Source organism: Chromobacterium sp. S0633 (genome assembly GCF_024158805.1).
Taxonomy (GTDB): Bacteria; Pseudomonadota; Gammaproteobacteria; order Burkholderiales; family Chromobacteriaceae; genus Chromobacterium.
Window position 1 is genome coordinate 17,225 of the sequence record NZ_JAMZGH010000031.1, and the last position, 18,110, is coordinate 35,334.

The 18,110-nt window shown below is 67.1% G+C and carries 15 protein-coding genes and 1 pseudogene; 3 read left to right on the plus strand and 13 right to left on the minus strand.

Annotated elements, in window-relative coordinates; all coding sequences use genetic code 11:
- Positions 1–66: 66 nt before the first annotated feature.
- Entirely contained in the window at positions 67–774 is a 708-nt protein-coding gene (locus NK214_RS17785; protein ID WP_253315124.1) for an anaerobic ribonucleoside-triphosphate reductase activating protein, read from the minus strand.
- Positions 755–2,833 (minus strand): annotated as a pseudogene (locus tag NK214_RS17790) (ribonucleoside triphosphate reductase). Before NK214_RS17790 ends, NK214_RS17785 begins: the two are co-directional and overlap by 20 nt.
- 451 nt (positions 2,834–3,284) lie before the next feature.
- On the opposite strand from NK214_RS17790, the gene NK214_RS17795 reads away from it, so the two are divergent.
- Positions 3,285–4,250, plus strand: a complete 966-nt coding sequence (locus tag NK214_RS17795) for a LysR family transcriptional regulator (RefSeq protein WP_048413744.1) — start codon at positions 3,285–3,287, stop codon at positions 4,248–4,250.
- A gap of 173 nt (positions 4,251–4,423) precedes the next feature.
- Positions 4,424–5,716, plus strand: a complete 1,293-nt coding sequence (locus NK214_RS17800) for an FAD-binding oxidoreductase (protein ID WP_253315125.1) — start codon at positions 4,424–4,426, stop codon at positions 5,714–5,716.
- A gap of 1 nt (position 5,717) precedes the next feature.
- Here NK214_RS17800 and NK214_RS17805 read toward each other — a convergent pair whose 3' ends face one another.
- From NK214_RS17805 to NK214_RS17850, 10 genes are all read right to left on the minus strand, one after another.
- A complete protein-coding gene (locus NK214_RS17805; protein WP_107797973.1) occupies positions 5,718–6,491 on the minus strand; it encodes a GGDEF domain-containing protein in 774 nt (257 codons plus the stop codon).
- 273 nt (positions 6,492–6,764) lie between these two features.
- The gene (locus NK214_RS17810) at positions 6,765–7,199 is read right to left on the minus strand and encodes an SCP2 domain-containing protein (protein ID WP_227106632.1); all 435 of its coding nucleotides are present in this window, start codon (positions 7,197–7,199) and stop codon (positions 6,765–6,767) included.
- Positions 7,186–8,115 (minus strand): U32 family peptidase, encoded by a 930-nt coding sequence (locus NK214_RS17815; protein WP_253315126.1) that lies wholly within the window; start codon positions 8,113–8,115, stop codon positions 7,186–7,188. Before NK214_RS17815 ends, NK214_RS17810 begins: the two co-directional genes overlap by 14 nt.
- 26 nt (positions 8,116–8,141) lie before the next feature.
- Positions 8,142–9,158: a peptidase U32 family protein gene (locus tag NK214_RS17820; RefSeq protein WP_253315127.1), complete on the minus strand. Its 1,017-nt coding sequence runs from the start codon at positions 9,156–9,158 to the stop codon at positions 8,142–8,144.
- Positions 9,159–9,243: 85 nt separating this feature from the next.
- Positions 9,244–9,630, minus strand: a complete 387-nt coding sequence (locus NK214_RS17825) for a SirB2 family protein (protein ID WP_107797977.1) — start codon at positions 9,628–9,630, stop codon at positions 9,244–9,246.
- An 81-nt stretch (positions 9,631–9,711) separates the two neighbouring features.
- Positions 9,712–11,715, minus strand: a complete 2,004-nt coding sequence (locus tag NK214_RS17830) for a hypothetical protein (RefSeq protein ID WP_253315128.1) — start codon at positions 11,713–11,715, stop codon at positions 9,712–9,714.
- Positions 11,712–12,407 (minus strand): hypothetical protein, encoded by a 696-nt coding sequence (locus tag NK214_RS17835; RefSeq protein WP_253315129.1) that lies wholly within the window; start codon positions 12,405–12,407, stop codon positions 11,712–11,714. Before NK214_RS17835 ends, NK214_RS17830 begins: the two co-directional genes overlap by 4 nt.
- Complete coding sequence (locus NK214_RS17840) at positions 12,400–12,789, minus strand: hypothetical protein (protein ID WP_253315130.1); 390 nt, start codon at positions 12,787–12,789, stop codon at positions 12,400–12,402. Before NK214_RS17840 ends, NK214_RS17835 begins: the two co-directional genes overlap by 8 nt.
- The gene (locus NK214_RS17845) at positions 12,779–13,279 is read right to left on the minus strand and encodes a prepilin-type N-terminal cleavage/methylation domain-containing protein (RefSeq protein WP_253315131.1); all 501 of its coding nucleotides are present in this window, start codon (positions 13,277–13,279) and stop codon (positions 12,779–12,781) included. The genes NK214_RS17840 and NK214_RS17845 overlap by 11 nt, the downstream gene beginning before the upstream one ends.
- Positions 13,276–13,707, minus strand: a complete 432-nt coding sequence (locus NK214_RS17850; protein ID WP_227106644.1) for a type IV pilin protein — start codon at positions 13,705–13,707, stop codon at positions 13,276–13,278. Before NK214_RS17850 ends, NK214_RS17845 begins: the two co-directional genes overlap by 4 nt.
- A gap of 212 nt (positions 13,708–13,919) precedes the next feature.
- Between NK214_RS17850 and recC the strand changes: the two genes are divergently transcribed.
- A complete protein-coding gene (recC, locus tag NK214_RS17855) occupies positions 13,920–17,129 on the plus strand; it encodes an exodeoxyribonuclease V subunit gamma (RefSeq protein WP_253315132.1) in 3,210 nt (1,069 codons plus the stop codon).
- Positions 17,130–17,145: 16 nt separating this feature from the next.
- Here the strand turns inward: recC and NK214_RS17860 are convergent, their stop codons facing one another.
- Positions 17,146–17,967, minus strand: coding sequence for an ABC transporter substrate-binding protein (locus NK214_RS17860; protein WP_253315133.1), 822 nt, complete (start codon positions 17,965–17,967; stop codon positions 17,146–17,148).
- Between the last annotated feature and the right edge of the window lie 143 nt (positions 17,968–18,110).

Here is an 18,110-nt window from a genome sequence, read left to right on the forward strand (position 1 = left end):
ACTAGGCGGGAAGTTGGGGCGTCATAAGGAAGACGCCGGGACAAGCTTGGAAAACTGGACCTTCTGTCAGTGTTCCCGATAACTGAAGCGCTGGAACAAAGGCGCGATCTCTTCTATCAGTTGCGGCGCGGGCCAGCCGGCCGGGGCCGGAGGCAGGGCGAAGGAGGGCGGCGGACGCAGTTGCTGCCAGTGATAGTCGGCGACGCCCAGCGCCGCCAGCCGCCGCGCCAGCGCGGCCAGTTGGATCTCATTGTGCCAGTGCGGATGTATGCTGCTGCGACATTCAAAATTGCTGTTGTTTTGCAACAAACAGTGCAGCGAGGCCTCGGTCTGCTCCCCGCTGCGGGGCAAGCCGGTCAGCGCCGGATAGGCGCTGAAATCGGTCTTGATGTCCAGGCCGACCCAATCCAGCAACGGCAGCACCCGCCGCAAGCGCTGCGGGTACGCGCCGCCGGTATGCAGGCCGGTGGCGAAGCCCAGCGCCCGGGTCTGTTCCAGCAGCGCCGGCAGCGCCGGCTCCTGCAGCGGTTCGCCGCCGGAGAACACCACGCCGTCGAGCAGGCCGACCCGGCTTTGCAGCCAGCGCAGGGTGTCCGGCCAGCGGGTTTCGCCGTTTTGGCGCCGCAGCAGGTGGGGATTGTGGCAATAGCCGCAACGCCAGGGGCAGCCGGCGAGAAAGACCACGGCGCACAGTTTGCCCGGCCAGTCGCAGCTGGAGAACGGCGTCAGCCCGCCGATGCGGGCTGCTGCGGGGTCAGCGGGCGGCGTGTTCACTGAAGCAGACCCGTTCGTCGAATTCTCCGCGTTTGCCGATATTGAAAGACTGCACCGGGCGGTGATAACCCATTACGCGGGTCCAGACTTCGCAGCGGGTGCGCTGTTCGTCGTTGAGCGGGGCGGCGTCTTGGCCGGGGATGCGGGTGGGGGGAGTCATGAGCTTTCCTTTCTTAAGGGCTTATGAAGGCTGGCGCGCCAGCAGTTCCGCGTCGCAGCGCGGGCAGAATTCGTGGTGACCGGACAGATAGCCGTGCTTGGGGCAGATCGAGAAGGTCGGGGTGACCGTGATATAGGGCAGGCGGAAGCGGGATAACGAGCGGCGCACCAGTTCGCGGCAGGCGTCGGCGCTGCTGACCGCCTCGGTCATATAAAGGTGCAGCACGGTGCCGCCGGTGTATTTGCGCTGCAGCTGTTCCTGGCGCTGCAGGGCCTCGAAGGGGTCGTCGGTGAAGCCCACCGGCAGTTGGCTGGAGTTGGTGTAATAAGGATGGGCGTCGCTGCCGGCCTGCAGGATGCCGGGGTAGCGTTTGCGGTCTTCCTTGGCGAAGCGGTAGGTGGTGCCTTCCGCCGGGGTGGCTTCCAGGTTGTACAGGTGGCCGGTGCTTTCCTGGAACTCCACCATGCGCTGGCGGATGTGATCCAGGTAGTCGCAGGCCAGTTGGTGGCCTTCCTCGCTGGTGATGTCGATGCGGTCGCCGCTGAAGTTGCGGATCATTTCATTGATGCCGTTGACGCCTATGGTGCTGAAATGATTGCGCAGCGAGCCCAGGAAGTGACGGGTGTAGGGGTAGAGGCCGTCGTCTATCCGCGCTTGCACTTCGCCGCGTTTTTTCTCCAGCGCGTCGCGGGACAATTCCAGCAAGCGGTCGGTTTCGGCCAGCAGCGCGGCGTAGTCGCCGGCGAAGCGGTGGCCCAGACGCGCGCAATTGACGGTGATCACGCCGACGGAGCCGGTTTGTTCGGCGCTGCCGAACAGGCCGTTGCCGCGCTTGAGCAGTTCCCGCAAGTCCAATTGCAGCCGGCAGCACATACTGCGCACCATCTGCGGCTCCAGGTCGGAGTTCACGAAGTTCTGGAAATAGGGCAGACCGTATTTGGCGGTCATCTCGAACAAGAGATCGGTGTTTTCGCCGTGCCAGTCGAAGTCGCGGGTGATGTTGTAGGTGGGAATCGGGAAGGTGAAGGAGCGGCCCTTGGCGTCGCCGGCCAGCATCACTTCGATGTAGGCGCGGTTGATCATCGCCATTTCGCGCGCGCAATCGCCGTAGCGGAAGCTCATTTCCTCGCCGCCTATCACTGGAATCTGCTCGGCGATGTCGTCCGGGCAGGTCCAGTCGAAGGTCAGATTGGTGAACGGGGTCTGGGTGCCCCAGCGGCTGGGCACGTTGAGGTTGTAGATCAGTTCCTGGATGCACTGGTGCACGTCCGCGTAGCTCAGCCCGTCTTTTTTGACGAAGGGGGCCAGATAGGTGTCGAAGGAGCTGAAGGCCTGGGCGCCGGCCCACTCGTTTTGCAAGGTGCCGAGGAAGTTGACGATCTGGCCGCAGGCGGAGGACAAGTGACGCGGCGGCGCGGATTCCACCTTGCCGGGAATGCCGTTGAAGCCATTTTGCAACAGGGTGCGCAGCGACCAGCCGGCGCAGTAGCCGGACAGCATGTCCAGATCGTGGATGTGCAGATCGCCTTGGCGGTGGGCGAGGGCGGCTTCCGGCGCCAGCACCCGCTCCAGCCAGTAATTGGCGGTGAGTTTGCCGGCGATGTTGAGAATCAGGCCGCCCAGGCTGTAGCCCTGATTGGCGTTGGCGTTGACCCGCCAGTCGGCCCGGTCCAGATATTCGTCGATCGCGGAGATGGCATCCACCATGGCGGTGGGCGCGGAGGCTGTGCTCATTTCTATATCTAGTGAAGTTATCGAATGATCGCCACTATAAATTGTGTTTTGTACGCTGTGTGGCTGAGGTGGCGATAACTTGACGCGGATCAAGCGAGGCGCTTTTGACGACGGCGAAGGCTGGATTCCGGGGCGAAAACCTGGCCATTGGGAGCGCAATGTCATGTTGTTTGCGACAGCGCATGACTTATGCTGGATTGGGGCCGGCTGTGGCGTTCAAGGGCGGCGCGGGCGGGGTTGCGGCATATTGTTGCCAACTTGATGCTGTTTCATTGAGTCTGTTGCAACAAACTCATGGCATTCAGACCGAATCAGGTGCATACTTGGATTGCATAGAAAATAGGGCAATGTATTTTCAACTAAGCTGTAAAACTATATGACAAAGTGCGCTCCGCGAGCGGTGCAGTGGGGAAGCTGCGGTCGGTTCTGTTCCTGGCGTGGATTTGTCCATGAAGATGCATTCACAACAATTTGCAAGTTCTTCTTTAATCATCAAAGGGTATGGTGTACCCTTTTTAAAGAGATACTACTTAATAATGTTATCAGCATTGTCAAATCCAGGGCGTCCGTCCGGGCGTGAAGGGTAGGCGATGCCGAGCCTGGAACATCCCTGATTATGGACACCTTAAAAGCATTGATGGTCTTCATGACCACGGCGGAAAACGGCAGTTTCTCCGACGCCGCGCGCAAGCTGGGCGTATCGCCGGCCGCTATCAGCCAGAGCATCGCCCGGCTGGAGCAGGAACTGGAGGTTCGCCTGTTCAACCGCACCACGCGCCAATTGACGCTGACCGAGGACGGGCGCCGTTTCTACGCCCAGTGCCGCGGGCCGGTGAACAATCTGGATTCGGCGATCAATCAGTTGAAAGCCAGCCGCGACGAGCCGGCCGGCCATCTGCGGGTCAGCATGCCCAACTCCTTTGGCCGGCGTTTCATCCTGCCCATCATGGGCGAGTTCTGCGAGCGCTATCCCAAGGTGCGGGTCTTCTTCGGCCTGGACGATCATTTCAGCGATCTGATCGAGGACGGCTACGATGTGGGCGTGCGTTCCGGCATGATGCCGGACAGCCGCATGGTGGCGCGCAATCTGGCGCAGATGCCGCTCTATGTGGTGGCTTCGCCCGGCTACTGGGATTTGCACGGCCGCCCGAGCGCGCCGGAGGAGTTGAGCAACCACGATTGCATCAACTTCCAGTTCCCCACGTCCGGCCGTCTGTTCAAGTGGGAGTTCGACCGCAAGGGCGAGCGGATTCCGCTGGAGGTCAACGGCACGTATACGCTGAACGAGATGGAGGCGGTGGCCGAGCTGGCGCGGCTGGGCATGGGCGTGGCTCAGTTGCCGGGCCATGAGGTGGTGCATCTGATCCGCTCCGGCGAACTGGAGCCGGTGCTGACCGATATGGTGTCGCTGGAGCGCTCTATCTACATCTGTTTCCCGCATCGCGATCACATCGCGCCGCGTACCCGGGTCTTCGTTGATTTCGTGGTGGAGAAGTTGGCCGACCATCCGGACATCATGGCGGACCTGCCGGGCCTGGACTTGAGCGCCAAGCGCAAGGCGGCCCAGAAAAACGCGATCTGATCCCGTCTCCGTCTGAACCCGAAGCCAGCGCTTGCGCTGGCTTTTTTCATGTCTTTTTGTCGCCGCGACCCATCCTTTCTCCCAGGTGTTGTTAAATATAATGAGCGCGTGTATTGTATTTTTATACCAATCATGAACGGACGCTCCGCGTTCGCTTCGCCAAGGAGACAGCCATGAACGCGCCGGCCAGACTGGAACACACGAGCTCTTATTACGCCGCATCCGCCCATCCGTCGCCGGAGCGTCCATCTTTGCAAGGGGCGGAGCAGGTGGACGTTTGCGTGATCGGCGCCGGCTACACCGGGGTGTCCGCGGCGCTGCATCTGGCGGAGCGCGGTTATCAGGTGGCGGTGCTGGAGGCGGCGCGGGTGGGTTGGGGCGCGTCGGGCCGCAACGGCGGGCAGATCGTCAACAGCTATAGCCGCGACATGGACGTGATCGAGCGGCGGCACGGCAGGGCGGCGGCCGAGGCGCTGGGTGCGATGGCTTTCGAGGGCGGCCGCATCATCCGCGAGCGCATCGCGCAATACGGCATTCAGTGCGATCTGAAAACCGGCAATGTGTTCGCCGCCTTCACCCAGAAGCAGCTGGACGAGCTGGCGGCCAAGAAGCGGCTGTGGGAGCGCTATGGCCATACCGGCCTGCAACTGGTGGGCCGAGAGGGCATGCGCGGCATCGTGGCGTCGGACCAGTACGCCGGCGCCTTGCTGGACAATTGGGGCGGGCATATCCATCCGTTGAACCTGGTCTTGGGCGAGGCGGCGGCGCTGGAGTCGCTGGGCGGGCGGATTTTCGAGCAGTCGGCGGTCTTGAAGATTCATCCGGGCGGCCGGGTGCGGGTGGAGACCGCCGGCGGCGAGGTCAGTTGCCGCTTCCTGGTGGTGGCCGGCAACGCTTATCTGGGCGAGTTGCTGCCGGCGCTGGCGGAGAAGAGCCTGCCCTGCGGCACCCAGGTGGTGACCACCGAGCGTTTGCCGGAGGCGCTGGCCAAGAGCTTGCTGCCGGGCGATCACTGCGTCGAGGATTGCAACTTCCTGCTGGATTATTACCGGCTGACCGCCGACAACCGGCTGTTGTACGGCGGCGGCACCGTGTACGGCGCGCGCGATCCGGGCGAGGTGGAGCGGCTGATCCGTCCCAAGATGCTGAAAACCTTTCCGCAGTTGGCGGATTACAAGATCGAGTTCGGCTGGACCGGCAATTTCTCGCTGACCCTGTCGCGGCTGCCGCAGGCCGGGCGCATCGGCGACAATGTCTATTACTCTCAGGGTTGCAGCGGCCACGGCGTCACGTATACCCATTTGGCCGGTCGCTTGCTGGCGGAGGCCATCCACGGCGACAGCCGGCGCTTCGATCAATTCGCCGGTCTGCCGCACTATCCCTTCCCTGGCGGACGCGCGCTCCGCGTGCCGATGCTGAGCATGGGGGCGTGGTGGTACGGGCTCCGGGACCGTCTGGGGCTGTGAGTTATTCGTCGGGGGCGAGGCGGCGTTCGCGGCTGGCGCTGCCGGCTTCGCCCACCGCCCGGTTGCGGCCCGCGTTCTTGGCCGCGTACAGATACATGTCGGCGCGGTGCAGCAAGGTTTCCGGCATGTCGTCCACGGTCTGGGTGGCCACGCCTATGCTGGCGCTCAGGCGTTTCACCGCCGGCAGCTCGGTCTGAGCCAGCCGCTGGCGGATGTCGTCGGCCAGCGCCAGCGCGCCGCTTTGCTCGGTCTCAGGGCAAATCACCAGGAATTCGTCGCCGCCCCAGCGCGCCACCGTGTCCAGCTGGCGCGCGCGTTTTTGCAGCAACTGGCCAAAAGCGGCCAGCACCTGGTCGCCGGCCAGATGGCCGTAGTTGTCGTTGACGTCCTTGAAGTGGTCGATGTCCAGCAGCAGCACCGAAAACGGCCGCCGGGTACGGTAGGAGCGCTCGGTTTCGCGCTCCAGTATGGTGTTGGCCTGGCGGCGGTTGGCCAGGCCGGTGACCGCGTCCTGGCCGGCGATGGTGTTGAGCTCTTGCAGCATGGCGTGGGATTCGCGGGCCCGGCGGTAGGCGAACAGCGCCAGCGACACGGCCAGGTTCACGCATAGCAGCAACGCCAGCGCCATGGTTTGCGCATTGCCGTCGCCGGGGCCCGTCCCCAGCGCGGACAGCAGTTGGTAGCGCTGGGCCAGCCAGAGCAGCAGCAGATTGGCCATGAGCAGGATGGCCAAGTCGAACAAGATCTGCCGCAGGCTGAACAGGCGTGGCTTCATGGGGCTTGGGCCGTTTCCGATGAGTGCAGGCCGCCGGGAGGCGGCTTGATTGCGTTGATTCTTTTCGGATTAGCCCAAACTTGGCTCAGCCACAAGGGGCGAGCGCCGACGAGGCGCTCCAAGCAGCGCGTCAAAGTCCGCCGCGCGCCGGCGGGATGGATGGAAAAGGGCTTTGAAAACGCCTTGGAAAGGCTTGCGCGCCATCCGCGCCTCCCGCTTGCTCGGCGGTTTCGGCCTTGCCTCGTCCCCGGCCGCGAAAGCTTGAACAGGGGATTAAACGGCCATGAAGCGCGCCAGCGGCGTGGCGCTCCAGTCCACGCTGTCCAGCAGATTCTTGACGATGAGCCCCAGCTCGGTGTCGCCTTCAATCAGCAGCTTGCGGTGGAAAAACAGCGTGTCCGGGTCTTCCTCGCGCAGCATCATCCGGGCGAAGTCGGCCAGCGTGGCGGAGAGCTGCAAATCGGCGGCGCCGTCGTCCCGGTCGCGGTGGAAGCCTTGTTCGTCGGCGCGGAAGCGCAGGGTCAGGCCGGCGTCCAGCACGCGGATGGCGAAGCGGCGGCCGGCCAGCAGCGCCATGTCGGCCGGCAGCACGCCGCGCCGCGCCAATTGATTGAGGCTGGCGACCAGCAGCCAGGCCGGCGGCGCGGCGGGCAGCCGGGACAGCAGCGCGGCGGCGGCGGCGGGCAGGGCGAGATCAGGAATGCGCATGGGGGGCTCCTATGGCTTGGTTGCCGGCCTGACCGCGCCAATAGCCGTCCACCAGTTCGGCGTCGGCGTGCCGGCCGCTGGCGGCTTGCAGCGCCGCCGGGTCGGCGCCGTCCAGCGCTTGGCGGAACAGGGCGACGATATCGCCGGTGGCGCGGGACTGCGGACTGAGGCGCACGGCGTCGACGCCGATGGCGGCCAGCTCGCGCAAATGCGGCAGCAGGCTGTGGCAGCCGGCGGACAGGGTCTGGATGCCGTTGAGGGTGAGGAAGTCCTGCTGGTCCTGGGTGCGCATGGCGAGGCCGTCCGGGTGTTCCAGGCAGCGGAACTGGCAATCGTCCTTGCTCAGATTGTAATGACGGGCGGTGAAGCAGCGCGCGGACAGGGCCAGGGGCAGCTTGCCCCAGGCGAACAGCTCGGTGGCGATGGGCGCGCCGATCTCGGCGTAGCGCGCCAAGAGCTCGGCCAGCGTGGCGCGGTCCATTTCCACCGGGGGCACCCAGCGTTCGGCGCCCCAGCCGCGGATCAGCTTCAGGGTGTCGGCGTTGTAGATGTTCAGATGCGGGCCGGCGACGAAGGGCAGGCCGTGTTCCCGCGCCAGCTTGATCGCGCCCAGGTCGTTGGCTTCCAGCGCGATGTCGCCGTTGGCGGCCAACTGGCGCGCGCGGCGCAGATCGGATTCGCTCTCCAGCAGCGCCTGGCAGCTGAGCGTGACGCGCTTGCCGGCGGCGGCCAGATCGCGCGCCAGCGAAATCCAGTCTTGCGGCCGCATTTGCTGGCGGCGGGAGCACACCACCTCGCCCAGGTAGATCCGGTCCAGCGGCCAGTCGGCGGCGGCGGCGTAGAAGTCCAGCAGGGTGTCGCGCGGCCAGAAGAACAGCACCGGGCCCAGCGTCAATTGCAGATTAAGGCTTGTCATTGGCGGTTTTCCATCGGGGGCGGCGCTCATTTCCACGGCCGGTTGTAGGCGCCCAGCGTCTGCTGCTGCCCTTCCGACACTTTGTTCAGCGCCTGGTGCCAGGCCGGACGCGGCTGGAAGCGCGCGCCGTCGCGGGCGGCGGCGTCCAGCGCTTCGCGCAGCGCGCGCGTCACCTGGGCCACGTAGGCCGGGCTGCGCTGGCGGCCTTCCACCTTGATCGCGGCCACGCCGCTGGCGATGATTTGCGGCAGCATGTCCAGCACATTGAGGCTGGTGGGTTCTTCCAGCGCGTAATAGGTTTCGTCGCGCACCTGGAAGCGGCCCTTGCACAGCGTCGGGTAGCCGGCGGGTTCGTCGTCGCGGTAGCTGTCGATCAGGATGTGGTTGAGGCGGGCGTTCATGCTCCGCTCGCCCGGTTCCCAGCGCACGAATTTGGCCGGCGAGCATACGCCGTGGGTGTTGGGCGATTCGCCGGTGGCGTAGCTGGACAGCTGGCAGCGGCCTTCCACCATTACGCACAGGCTGCCGAAGCCGAAGACTTCGATCTCGACGTCGGTGTGCTCGATCACATGGCGCACCTGGTCCAGGGTCAGCACCCGCGGCAGCACCGCGCGGCGGATGCCGAACATGTCGCGCGCCAGATTGATGGCTTCGTAATTGGTGGCCGAGCTTTGCACCGACATGTGCAGGCGCAGCTGCGGATGGCGCTCGGCGGCGTAGGCCATCAGGCCCAGGTCGGCCAGGATCAGCGCGTCGGCGCCCAGCGCCGCGCCCTGGTCCACCGCCGCGCGCCAGCGGCCGGCGTCGCCACCCTGGGCGAAGGTGTTGATCGCCATCAGCACTTTGCGGCCGTGGCGGTGCGCGTAGGCGATGCCTTCGCGCGCGCTGGCGTCGTCGAAATTCAGCCCGGCGAAGTTGCGGGCGTTGGTCTGGTTTTTAAGGCCCAGGTAAACGGTGTCGGCGCCGTTGTCCACTGCGGCCTTGAGCGCCGGCAGGCTGCCGGCGGGGCAGACCAGCTCGGGCAGGAATGTGTGCAGAGCCATCTTGGTCGGTCCGGTTCAAAACCCGCCGACGATAACAAGCCCCGCGTCGCGGGGCCTTGTTCTGGGTCAAGCGCAGGCGGAGGGCCTAGAAGAAAGGGAAGACCAGCTTGGTCTTGGCCACCAGCACAATGTAGAACACCGTCGCCAGCGCGCAGAGGAAGGCGATCAAGCGGGTTTGCGGGGTTTTGCCGCGGCGCAGCGCGATGGTGCCCAGCGCCACGTACAGCACCAGGCCGACGATCTTGGCCAGCAGCCAGGGGCTTTGCAGAATGGGCCAGCCGCCCATGACCACCAGGGCGATGGCACAGCCCAGCAGCAGGGTGTCGACGACGTGGGGCAGGATGCGCACCGGTTTCAGCGCCAGGATGTGCTGCTTGCCGCCCAGCATCAGGCCGCCGCGCACGGCGAACAGCAGGATCGATAGATAGGCGAAGCCCATATGGGCGTGTTTGACGATCAGATAAGGGTACATAGGCGTCCAAAGTTGAGGAGTGAGAACGGGTTTACGCTCTGGCAAGGCATGGCGGATCGTAAACAGGCTCTTAGACGGCGCTTAACGATAGCGCGCCCATAATACCCGGGCCGCGCCCGTTTGCGGGTTCGGCGTGCCGCCGCCGCCTTCGCCCGGCAATCCGTTCTGACCGCTGATGTCGATCACGGTTTCCGCGCCCAGGCTGTTCAGCGGCCGGGAGGGCGGCGGCGCGCCGGGCGGGCGGCTTTGCAGCCCCGCGCTGACCGGGCCGAAGATATGGGTGCTGCCGGCGGTGTCCAGGGTGTCGCCGGCCAGTACCGCGCCGTGGATGCGGTTGCTGGCGCCCAGCCGGATCTTGCCGCCGCCGAAGGCCTGGGCGGCGTCGTAGCCGCCGGCCAGCAGGGCGATGCCGAGCAGCGGGGATTCGCGCAGCGAGTTCCGGTCCGCGGTGCAGTGGTTCAGCGGATAGACGTCCGGGAAGTCCGGGCTGCGGCACACGCGCGCCGCGCCGGCCTGGCGCAGGCTCCACAGTTCCACATTGCTGCTGGTTTCGATGTGGCCGGTGGCGAGAATGGCGTTGTCCAGCCGGCCGTACAGCGACAGATTGCCTTCGAACAGCGCCACGCCGGGCAGCATGCCTTGCGGCGGCTTGAGGCGCAGCAGCCATTGCTGAGCGGTGCTGCCGGACAAGCAGCTCTCCGCGTCGCTCTCGCACAGCCGCAAGGCCGGCTGGCCGGCGACCGGGGCGCAGCGCCTGCCGTCGGCCTGCAGGGCCGGGCACAGATCGTTGCGCTGCCAGTCGTCGGCCCGCTGCCGGCCCAGCCGGTAGACCGCGCCGTCCGGCACGCCGGCCACATGTTGCAGCCGGACGCGGATGCGCTGCAGCGCGTCGGCGGAACGGTCCGCCGCATCCCAGTAGACGATGAGGTTGGCGGCGTCGCGGTAATCGTTGGCGTTGATGCGGGTCGCGCCCAGGCGGAACTCCGGCACCGGCTCCAGCGGCACTTTCAGCCCGGCCTGATGGCGCACCCGCACGGTGTTCGGCGGCGGCTGGCGCGCTTGGCCGGCGGCGTCGAAGATCTGCGCGCCGTTGTGGGTGAAGGCGCCGCCGATGAGGCCGTCGTCGATATTGGCGTTGCCGCGGCTGTCCAGCAGGCCCTGAGCGCGCAAGGCGTTCAGCCGGTTGCTGCTGCTGGTGCGCACATCGCCCTGGCTCAGCAATTGCGCGGAAACGGCGACGTTGCCGGCCAGGGTCACGTCGCCGATGGCGGACAGCCGGCCCACTCGTTCGCCGCTGCTGCCGACCGAGCCGTTGGCGGCGGCGGTCTCCACGTCGCTGCCGCTGCCCATGACGATGTTGCCGCGCGCTTTCAGCGTCAGGAACTGGCCGCTGTTGACGCGGATGTCGCCGTTGCTCCACAGGCTGAGCGGGGCCTGGCCGTCGCCGCGGGCCGGATTGCCCTGGAACAGGATGTCGCCGGTGGCCTGGATCGCGCTGACGCCGCTCAGGCTGCCGCTGGTGTCCACTGCGCCTTCCACTTGCAAGAGCGCGTCCTTGGCGCCGGTGACCACAATATTGCCGCTGGTGGACAGGCCGCCGCGGATTTGCGCCGCGGCGTTGGCGGCCGGCGGCGTCGGCGCGCCGTTCAATTGGTAGACCACCTCCAGCGTCACCGTGGCGTCGCCGCTGCGGGCGGTGATCCAGGCGGCGACCTTGTCGTCCTCGATCACGGCGCCGGCGGCGCGCGGCGCCGGCAGCAGCTTGATCTGGAGGGCGTCGGCCAGCGCCTGGCTTTCCGGCGGCAAGCTGGCGCGCTCCAGATTCAGCGCCGCGCCGTCCAGCTCCAGCGCCTTGATTTGCGCCGGTGTCAGCGCCGACAGGTATTGCCGCACCAGTTCCGCGCCGGTCCAGGCGCGCCATTGCGCCTCGCTATTGCCGCGCAGCGAGCGGGTCAGTTCCTGCTGGCCGCGCAGATGATGCATGCCGCCCAGCGCCAGCGCGGTCAGGGCCATGCCGGTGAGCAGCACCATCAGCACCGCGGCGACGCCGCGCTGCCGGCGCGGCGGGAGGGAACGGGCCTTCATGCGGGGGCCGCCAGATTGGTCAGACAGCTGGCGAAGCTGCGGCTCTCGCCTTGCAGCGTGTTGTCGTAGTTGAGCAGCAGCTGCGGAAAGGTCTGGCTCGCCGCCGCGGCGACGGCGTAGGGCCAGCAGGTTTGTTCCAGCCGCAAGGCCATGCCGAGCTTGTGCCGCGGCGGCAGCGGGCCGGTCAGCGCCCGCGCCCGCCATTGCGAGGGCTGGGTCAGCGCGTCGGCGATGGCCGCGCAGTCGTCCGCCTGCAACTGGTACAACACGCTGCTCTGGCCGGCGCCGTCCACGCTGGCCACGCCGCGGCAGGCGTAAGCGCCGGCGTCCAATTGCGGACGGTAACGCCAGACCGCCGCGTTGGCGGCGCCGGAAGCCGCCGGCGCGGCGCTAAGCGCGGAGACGGCGCCGTCGGCGTCGACGCTCAAATCGCTTATCGACAGCAGTTGAAGGTTTTGTTCGCGGCCGCCGGCGGCGCCGAAACCGGCTTCCTGCGCCTGCTGCTGCACGCTGAGCAGCGCCGCCATCAATTGGCCGTCCCGCTGCGCCAGCTTGGCGCTGCCCTGATCCGGATCGAACACGCTGCGCGCGGTCTGGCGGTAGAGGGTCAGCATCGCCAGCGTGGTGATCAGCGCCAGCAGCATGCCGATCAAGAGCTCCAGCAGACTGAAGCCGGCGGCGCGCTTATTCATGATTGCTCAGACTGAGGGTGGAGGAGGCCGCGTCCCGCAGCTGCAAGGTTCGGCCGCTCAGCGCGGCCTTGGCGCTGATGTCCGCGCCGCCGTTCTGCGGCTGTCCGCGCAGGGTCACCGCGGGCGCGGAACTGCAGCTCAGCCGCGCGGTGGCGCTGACGCCGCTGGCCAGCGGCCAGTCGTTGGGGCTGTCGCAGGGCAGGCCGCCCTGTTGCAGTTGTTCCCGCGCCTTGCTCAGGGCCAGCGCATGCTGTTGCAGCTGCTGTTGACTACCCAGGCTGCGCGCGTTGACGAAAACAATGCCGAGGCCGGTCAGCATCAGCAGCAACATGGCGATCAGGCTTTCCAGCAGGCTGACGCCGCTTTGCGTTTTACAAATCACCGCTGAGCTCCTGCTGCGCGCCGCGGATGCAGTAGGCCGGCCGCGTGCCGCAGGCGACGCCGGCCGCCTGCGCCGCCAGCGGCTGGCCCTGGTTGTTCAGGGCCAGGCATTGCGCGGCCGGGGTCGCCAGGCAGCTTTTTCCCAGGCTCACCGGGCGCGGCGCGGCGGTGCGCCACAGCGCCGCGCCGTGGCAACGCTCGCCCTGGGTGCCGCTGGCCGGCGTGCCGGCGAAGACGCACAGCTGGCCTTCTGCGCTGGACATCAGCACCGCGGCGGGCTGGTCCGGCGCGGCCGCCAGCGGATTGCTCAGCGCCGCGGCCTGGGTTTGGGCGTAGGCCCGCGCCAGTTGGCTGCGGCCCAGCGCCAGTTTGTGGGCGTCGCTCCAGCCTTGCGCCAGCGGCACGCTGAGCAGCGCCAACAGGCCGATCAGCGCCAGCGTCGCGCACAGCTCCATCAGGGTCAGGCCGCGCTGGCGGCGGGGCGGGGTCACCATTGGGTCCGGCAGTCGGCGCTGCTGGTGTTGGCGCTTTGATCCGCGCCGTCGAGTTTCAGCACGCAGCCGGACAGCTGCGGGCTGACGCCGCTGGCGGTGAGCAGGAAGCTGCCGCCTTGCGGCTGGTAACGATAGTTGAATTCAGGCTGCGCCGGCTGCCAGCTGTTATTGCCCAAAGCGGCGCGGATGGCGCTGGCGTTGTCCGCGCTGGCGGCGGGATAGGCCAGGTGCAGCAGTTTGTGGTTTTCCAGCGCCAGGCTCAGGGCCATCAGATCACTCTTGGCGGTATTGGCCTTGGCCGCCTGCACATGGCGCTGATAAGACGGCACCGCCACCAAGAGCAGGATGCCGACGATGGCGGCCACCACCATCATCTCGATCAGGGTGAAGCCGGAATGGCCTTGCGGCCGGACGGATGCGCTCACGACATCGCCTTGCTAAATAAACGTCATATTTTAGCGTTATTGGACTCACATTGGTATTGATTGGCATCAATATGCTTTGTAAATATCTTGGCGAGAAGCAAGCCGCCGTCTGAGCGTCGCCTAGCGGCATAATCTGCCGCGCGCGGCGCATGCGGCCGATCCGGGCCGCGGATGCTACACTTGGGCTGATCTCACCTACCGCCTATCCCCGCATGCTGCTTCTTTACCAGTCCAACCGCTTGGAGCAATTGGGTCAGCTGTTTTGCGGCATGAGCCAGAGCCTGCCGCTGTCCGACTCGTTCGCGCCGGAAACCGTGATCGTGCAGAGCCGCGGCATGGGGCGCTGGATCACGCTGGACCTTGCCCGCAGCAACGGCGTGGCCGCCAATCTGGACTTCGTGCTGCCGGCCGCCTTCGCCTGGCGGCTGATGCAGCGGGTGATGCCGGATCTGCCGCGCAAATCCTCGTTCGCGCCGGAAGTGCTGAGCTGGCGGCTGATGGAGCTGCTGCCCACGCTGGAGGGCGAGCCTTTTCTCGCTTTGTCGCGCTATCTGGAGGGCGGCGAGGCCGCCTGTTTCGAGCTGGCCGGCAAGGTGGCCGACATCTTCGACCAATATCTGGTGTTCCGGCCGGATTGGATCCGCGCCTGGGAGGCCGGCCAGTTGCTGGGCCTGGGCGACGACGAGGCCTGGCAGGCCGCCTTGTGGCGGCGGCTGGCCGACAGCGATCCCAGCCGCCACCGCGTGCGCATGCTGGACGAGTTCTTCGCCGAGCTCAGGGCCGAGCATCTGCCGGAACGGGTGACGCTGTTCGGCATCGCCAGCCTGGCGCCGATGTATCTGGCCCTGGTCAAGCGCCTGTCCCAGCTTACCGACGTCTGCCTGTTCACCCTCAATCCCTGCGAAGCTTACTGGGGCGACATCGTCGACGCCCGCCGCAAGCTCAAGCTGCAGCAGAAGGGGGATTTGTTCGCCACCGAGGGCCATCCCTTGTTGGCCTCGCTGGGCAAGCAGGGCCGCGATTTCTTCGAACTGATCGCCGAAGACAGCGAGCTGGACGCGCGGCCCCTATTCGACATTCCCCGCGGCGACGCGCTGCTGGCGCGCTTGCAGCGCGACATCCTGCAATTGAACGATCCCAAGGACGCGCCGCGTCCGCTGGCGGCGGACGACGATTCGGTGCAGATCCACGCCGCCCACGGGCCGATGCGCGAACTGGAAGTATTGAAAGACCGCTTGCTGACGATGTTCCGCGAGGACTCCGGCCTCAATCCCGCCGACGTGGCCGTGCTGACCCCGGACATCAACAGCTACGCGCCTTATATCGACGCGGTGTTCGGCGCTCGTCCGCAGGAGGACGCGGCGCCGGACATTCCCTACAGCATCGCCGACCGCCGCATCGCGCGCGAAGAACCGCTGCTGGCCAGCTACGCGGCCTTGCTGGACCTGGCCGACTCCCGCTTCGCCGCCGATCAGGTGCTGGCCTTGCTGGACGCGCCGGCCTTGTTGCGCCGCTTCGGCCTGGACGACGCCGACGTGCCCTTTGTGCAGCAATGGGTGCGCGAGGCCGGCATCCGCTGGGGACGGGATGCCGCGCACAAGGCGGCGCTGGGTTTGCCGGCGGACCCGCTGTTCACCTGGCGCTGGGGCCTGGACCGGCTGTTGCTGGGCGCGGTGCTGCCGCCGGCCTTGGCCGGCGACGACAGCGGCCTGTACGCCGGCCTGCTGCCGCACAGCAGCGCTCAGGGCCAGTTGGCGGAAGCGTTGGGGCGCTTTTCCGCCTGCTATCGCGAACTGGAGCGCGTGGCGGAGGAGTGGGCGCGTCCGGCCGCTCCGGCCCTGTGGGCGGAGCGCTTGCAACAGGCTTGCGAGCGGCTGTTCGACGCGGACGCCGACGACGAGAAAGCGCTGGAGGTATTGCGCGCCGCGTTGGCGGAACTGGCGGGGGACGCCGAGCTGGCCGGCTTCGAGCAAGAGGTGGGCCTGCCAGCGGTGCGGGATTGGCTCAAACGCAAACTGACCCTGGCCTCGCCGCTGGGCTTTCTGTCCGGCGGCGTCACCTTCTGCGCGATGGTGCCGATGCGCTCCATTCCCTTCCGCGTGTTGTGCCTGATCGGCATGAACGACGGCGCTTATCCGCGCGACGAACGCCCGGTCAGCTTCGACCTGGTGGCGCGCCATCCGCGCCGCGGCGACCGCTCGCGCCGTTTCGACGACCGCTATCTCTTCCTGGAGGCCATTCTCTCCGCGCGGGAAAAGCTCTATCTGTCCTATGTGGGCCAGTCCGCCCGCAGCGGCGAAACCCTGCCGCCCTCGCCGCTGATCGCCGAATTGCTGGATTGCTTCTCCGCCATGTGCGGCCAGGATCTTGGCCGGGCGCTGACGGTGCGCCACCCGCTGCAGCCGTTCTCGCCCGCCGCCTACGACGGCGCGGACCCGCGGCTGGCCAGCTTCGAGCCCACTTTCGCCGCCGCCCTGTCGCAGCCGGAGGCCGCGCCGCGGCCGTTCGCCGAAGCTTTGCCGCCGGCGGCGCTCAGCGGCGTGGTCAATCTGCACGACTTCATCCGTTTCTGGCGCAATCCGGTGCGCGCCTGGCTGGCGGACCGGCTCGCCATCCGCCTGTTCGGCGGCGACGAGGAGCTGCCGGTGCGCGAGCCTTTCGCCGTGGACGGCGACGCCAGCCAGGCGGTGCGCAGGCAGTTGGTGGACGCCATGTTGCATCGCCGTCCGCAAGCGCCGGTGCGCGAGCGCGTCGCCGCCGCCGGCCTGCTGCCGCCGGCCGCGCTGGGCCGGGCCTGGCTGGTGGAGGAGGCGCGTTCCAGCGTCAAGCTGGCGGCGCGGCTGCCGGCCGCGCTGAGCCGGGACGTTCTGCCGCCGCAGCCGGTCCATCTGCATGCGGCCGGCCTCACCCTGGTGGGCGAGCTCACCGGGCTGCGCCCCGAAGGTCAGCTGGATTTCGTCGTCGGCAAGATCAACGCCGCCCAGCGCGTGGCCCTGTGGCTGAGCCATCTGATTCTGTGCGCGGCGCGGCCGCCGGGCGTGGTCTGCCGCACCGCCTGCTACGACGATACTGGCAGCCTGCTGCTGGAGGACGAGCCGGAGGCCTTGGCCTTGCTGGAGCCGTGGCTGGCGCGCTGGCGTCAGGGCCAGGACCAAGCCTTGCCCTGGTTCGGCCGCACCAGCTGGGCGTATGCCGAAGCTTTGGCGGCGGAGCCGGAGCGGCGCGACAAGGCGATGCGGAAAGCGCTGGAAAAATGGGACCCCGGCTTTGTCCGCGAAGGCGGCATGGCGCAAAAGGACGAGGCGGCGATCGCGCTGGCCTTCCGCAATCAACAGCCCCTGGACGATCCTCTGTTCGCGCAACTGGCGGAAACCCTGCTGTCGCCGCTGGCGGAGCGGCTGCAGGGCGGCGGCGCGGAGTGAGGCGGCCGGCGCCGGCTCATTCCTCCGGATACGGCGCTTCGAAGTAGCGCTGATACAAGGTCTGAATCGAGCCGTCGCGCCGCATGCCGGTCAGGGCCTGCCGGAAAGCGTCCGCCACCGGCTGCGGCACGCTGCTTTTGCTGAAGATGAAATACGCGCCGCCGATATTCCAGACCGGCGCGAGCGGCACGATCTCCGCTCCCGTCGGTTGGGCCTGCAGCGCCGCGCGCAGGGTGGCGCTGTTGGCCAGCAACAGGTCCAGCCTCCTGGCTCGCAGCTTTTGGATATTGATGTCCAGCGTCGGCCCGATGTCCACGGCGACGCTTGGCGGCGGGAGTTTCAGCCAGGCGTCCAGGCTGGCCCCGTAGCTGTCGCCGCGGGTGACGCCCAGGATGAGCTTGCCGTGCTTGCCCAAATCTTCCAGCCGGTGCGTCGGCCATTGCGCCGCGCGGCCGCGCAAGCTCCACAAGCGCACGGTGGTGGGGCTGTAGGCCCAGACGAAGTGGGCGAAGGACTCGCGCTCCGGTGTTTTCAGCGCCTCCATCGCCACGTCCACCAGACCGTTTTTCAGGCTCAGCAAGGTCCGCGGCCAGGGCATTTGCTGGTAGTGGAGCCGGCAGCCGGTCCGGCGCGCGGCTTCGTTGAGCACGGCGACGGCGTAGCCGTCCAGTTGCTGGCGCGCGGATAGATAGTGGTAAGGAGGCCAACTGTCCCAGCCGACGCTTAATTCCCGGACGCAGGCGCTGACGGCCGGTTGAGGCGCGGCCAGGACCGGTCCGGCGCATAGCGCCGCGGCAGAGGCCAGGCCGTGGACGGCGAGGCGGAAAAGTCGGCGCATGGCGAGGCTCCGGCGGGGGATGCTTTACTATAGCCGGGCGGAGGCTGGGGATAACTTTGCGTAGCCGTGCGGGTCTGTGGATAAACGGGAAGGGGCCGAAGGCGGCGGGAATGCGAAAAGGGTCAGCTTGCGCTGACCCTTTT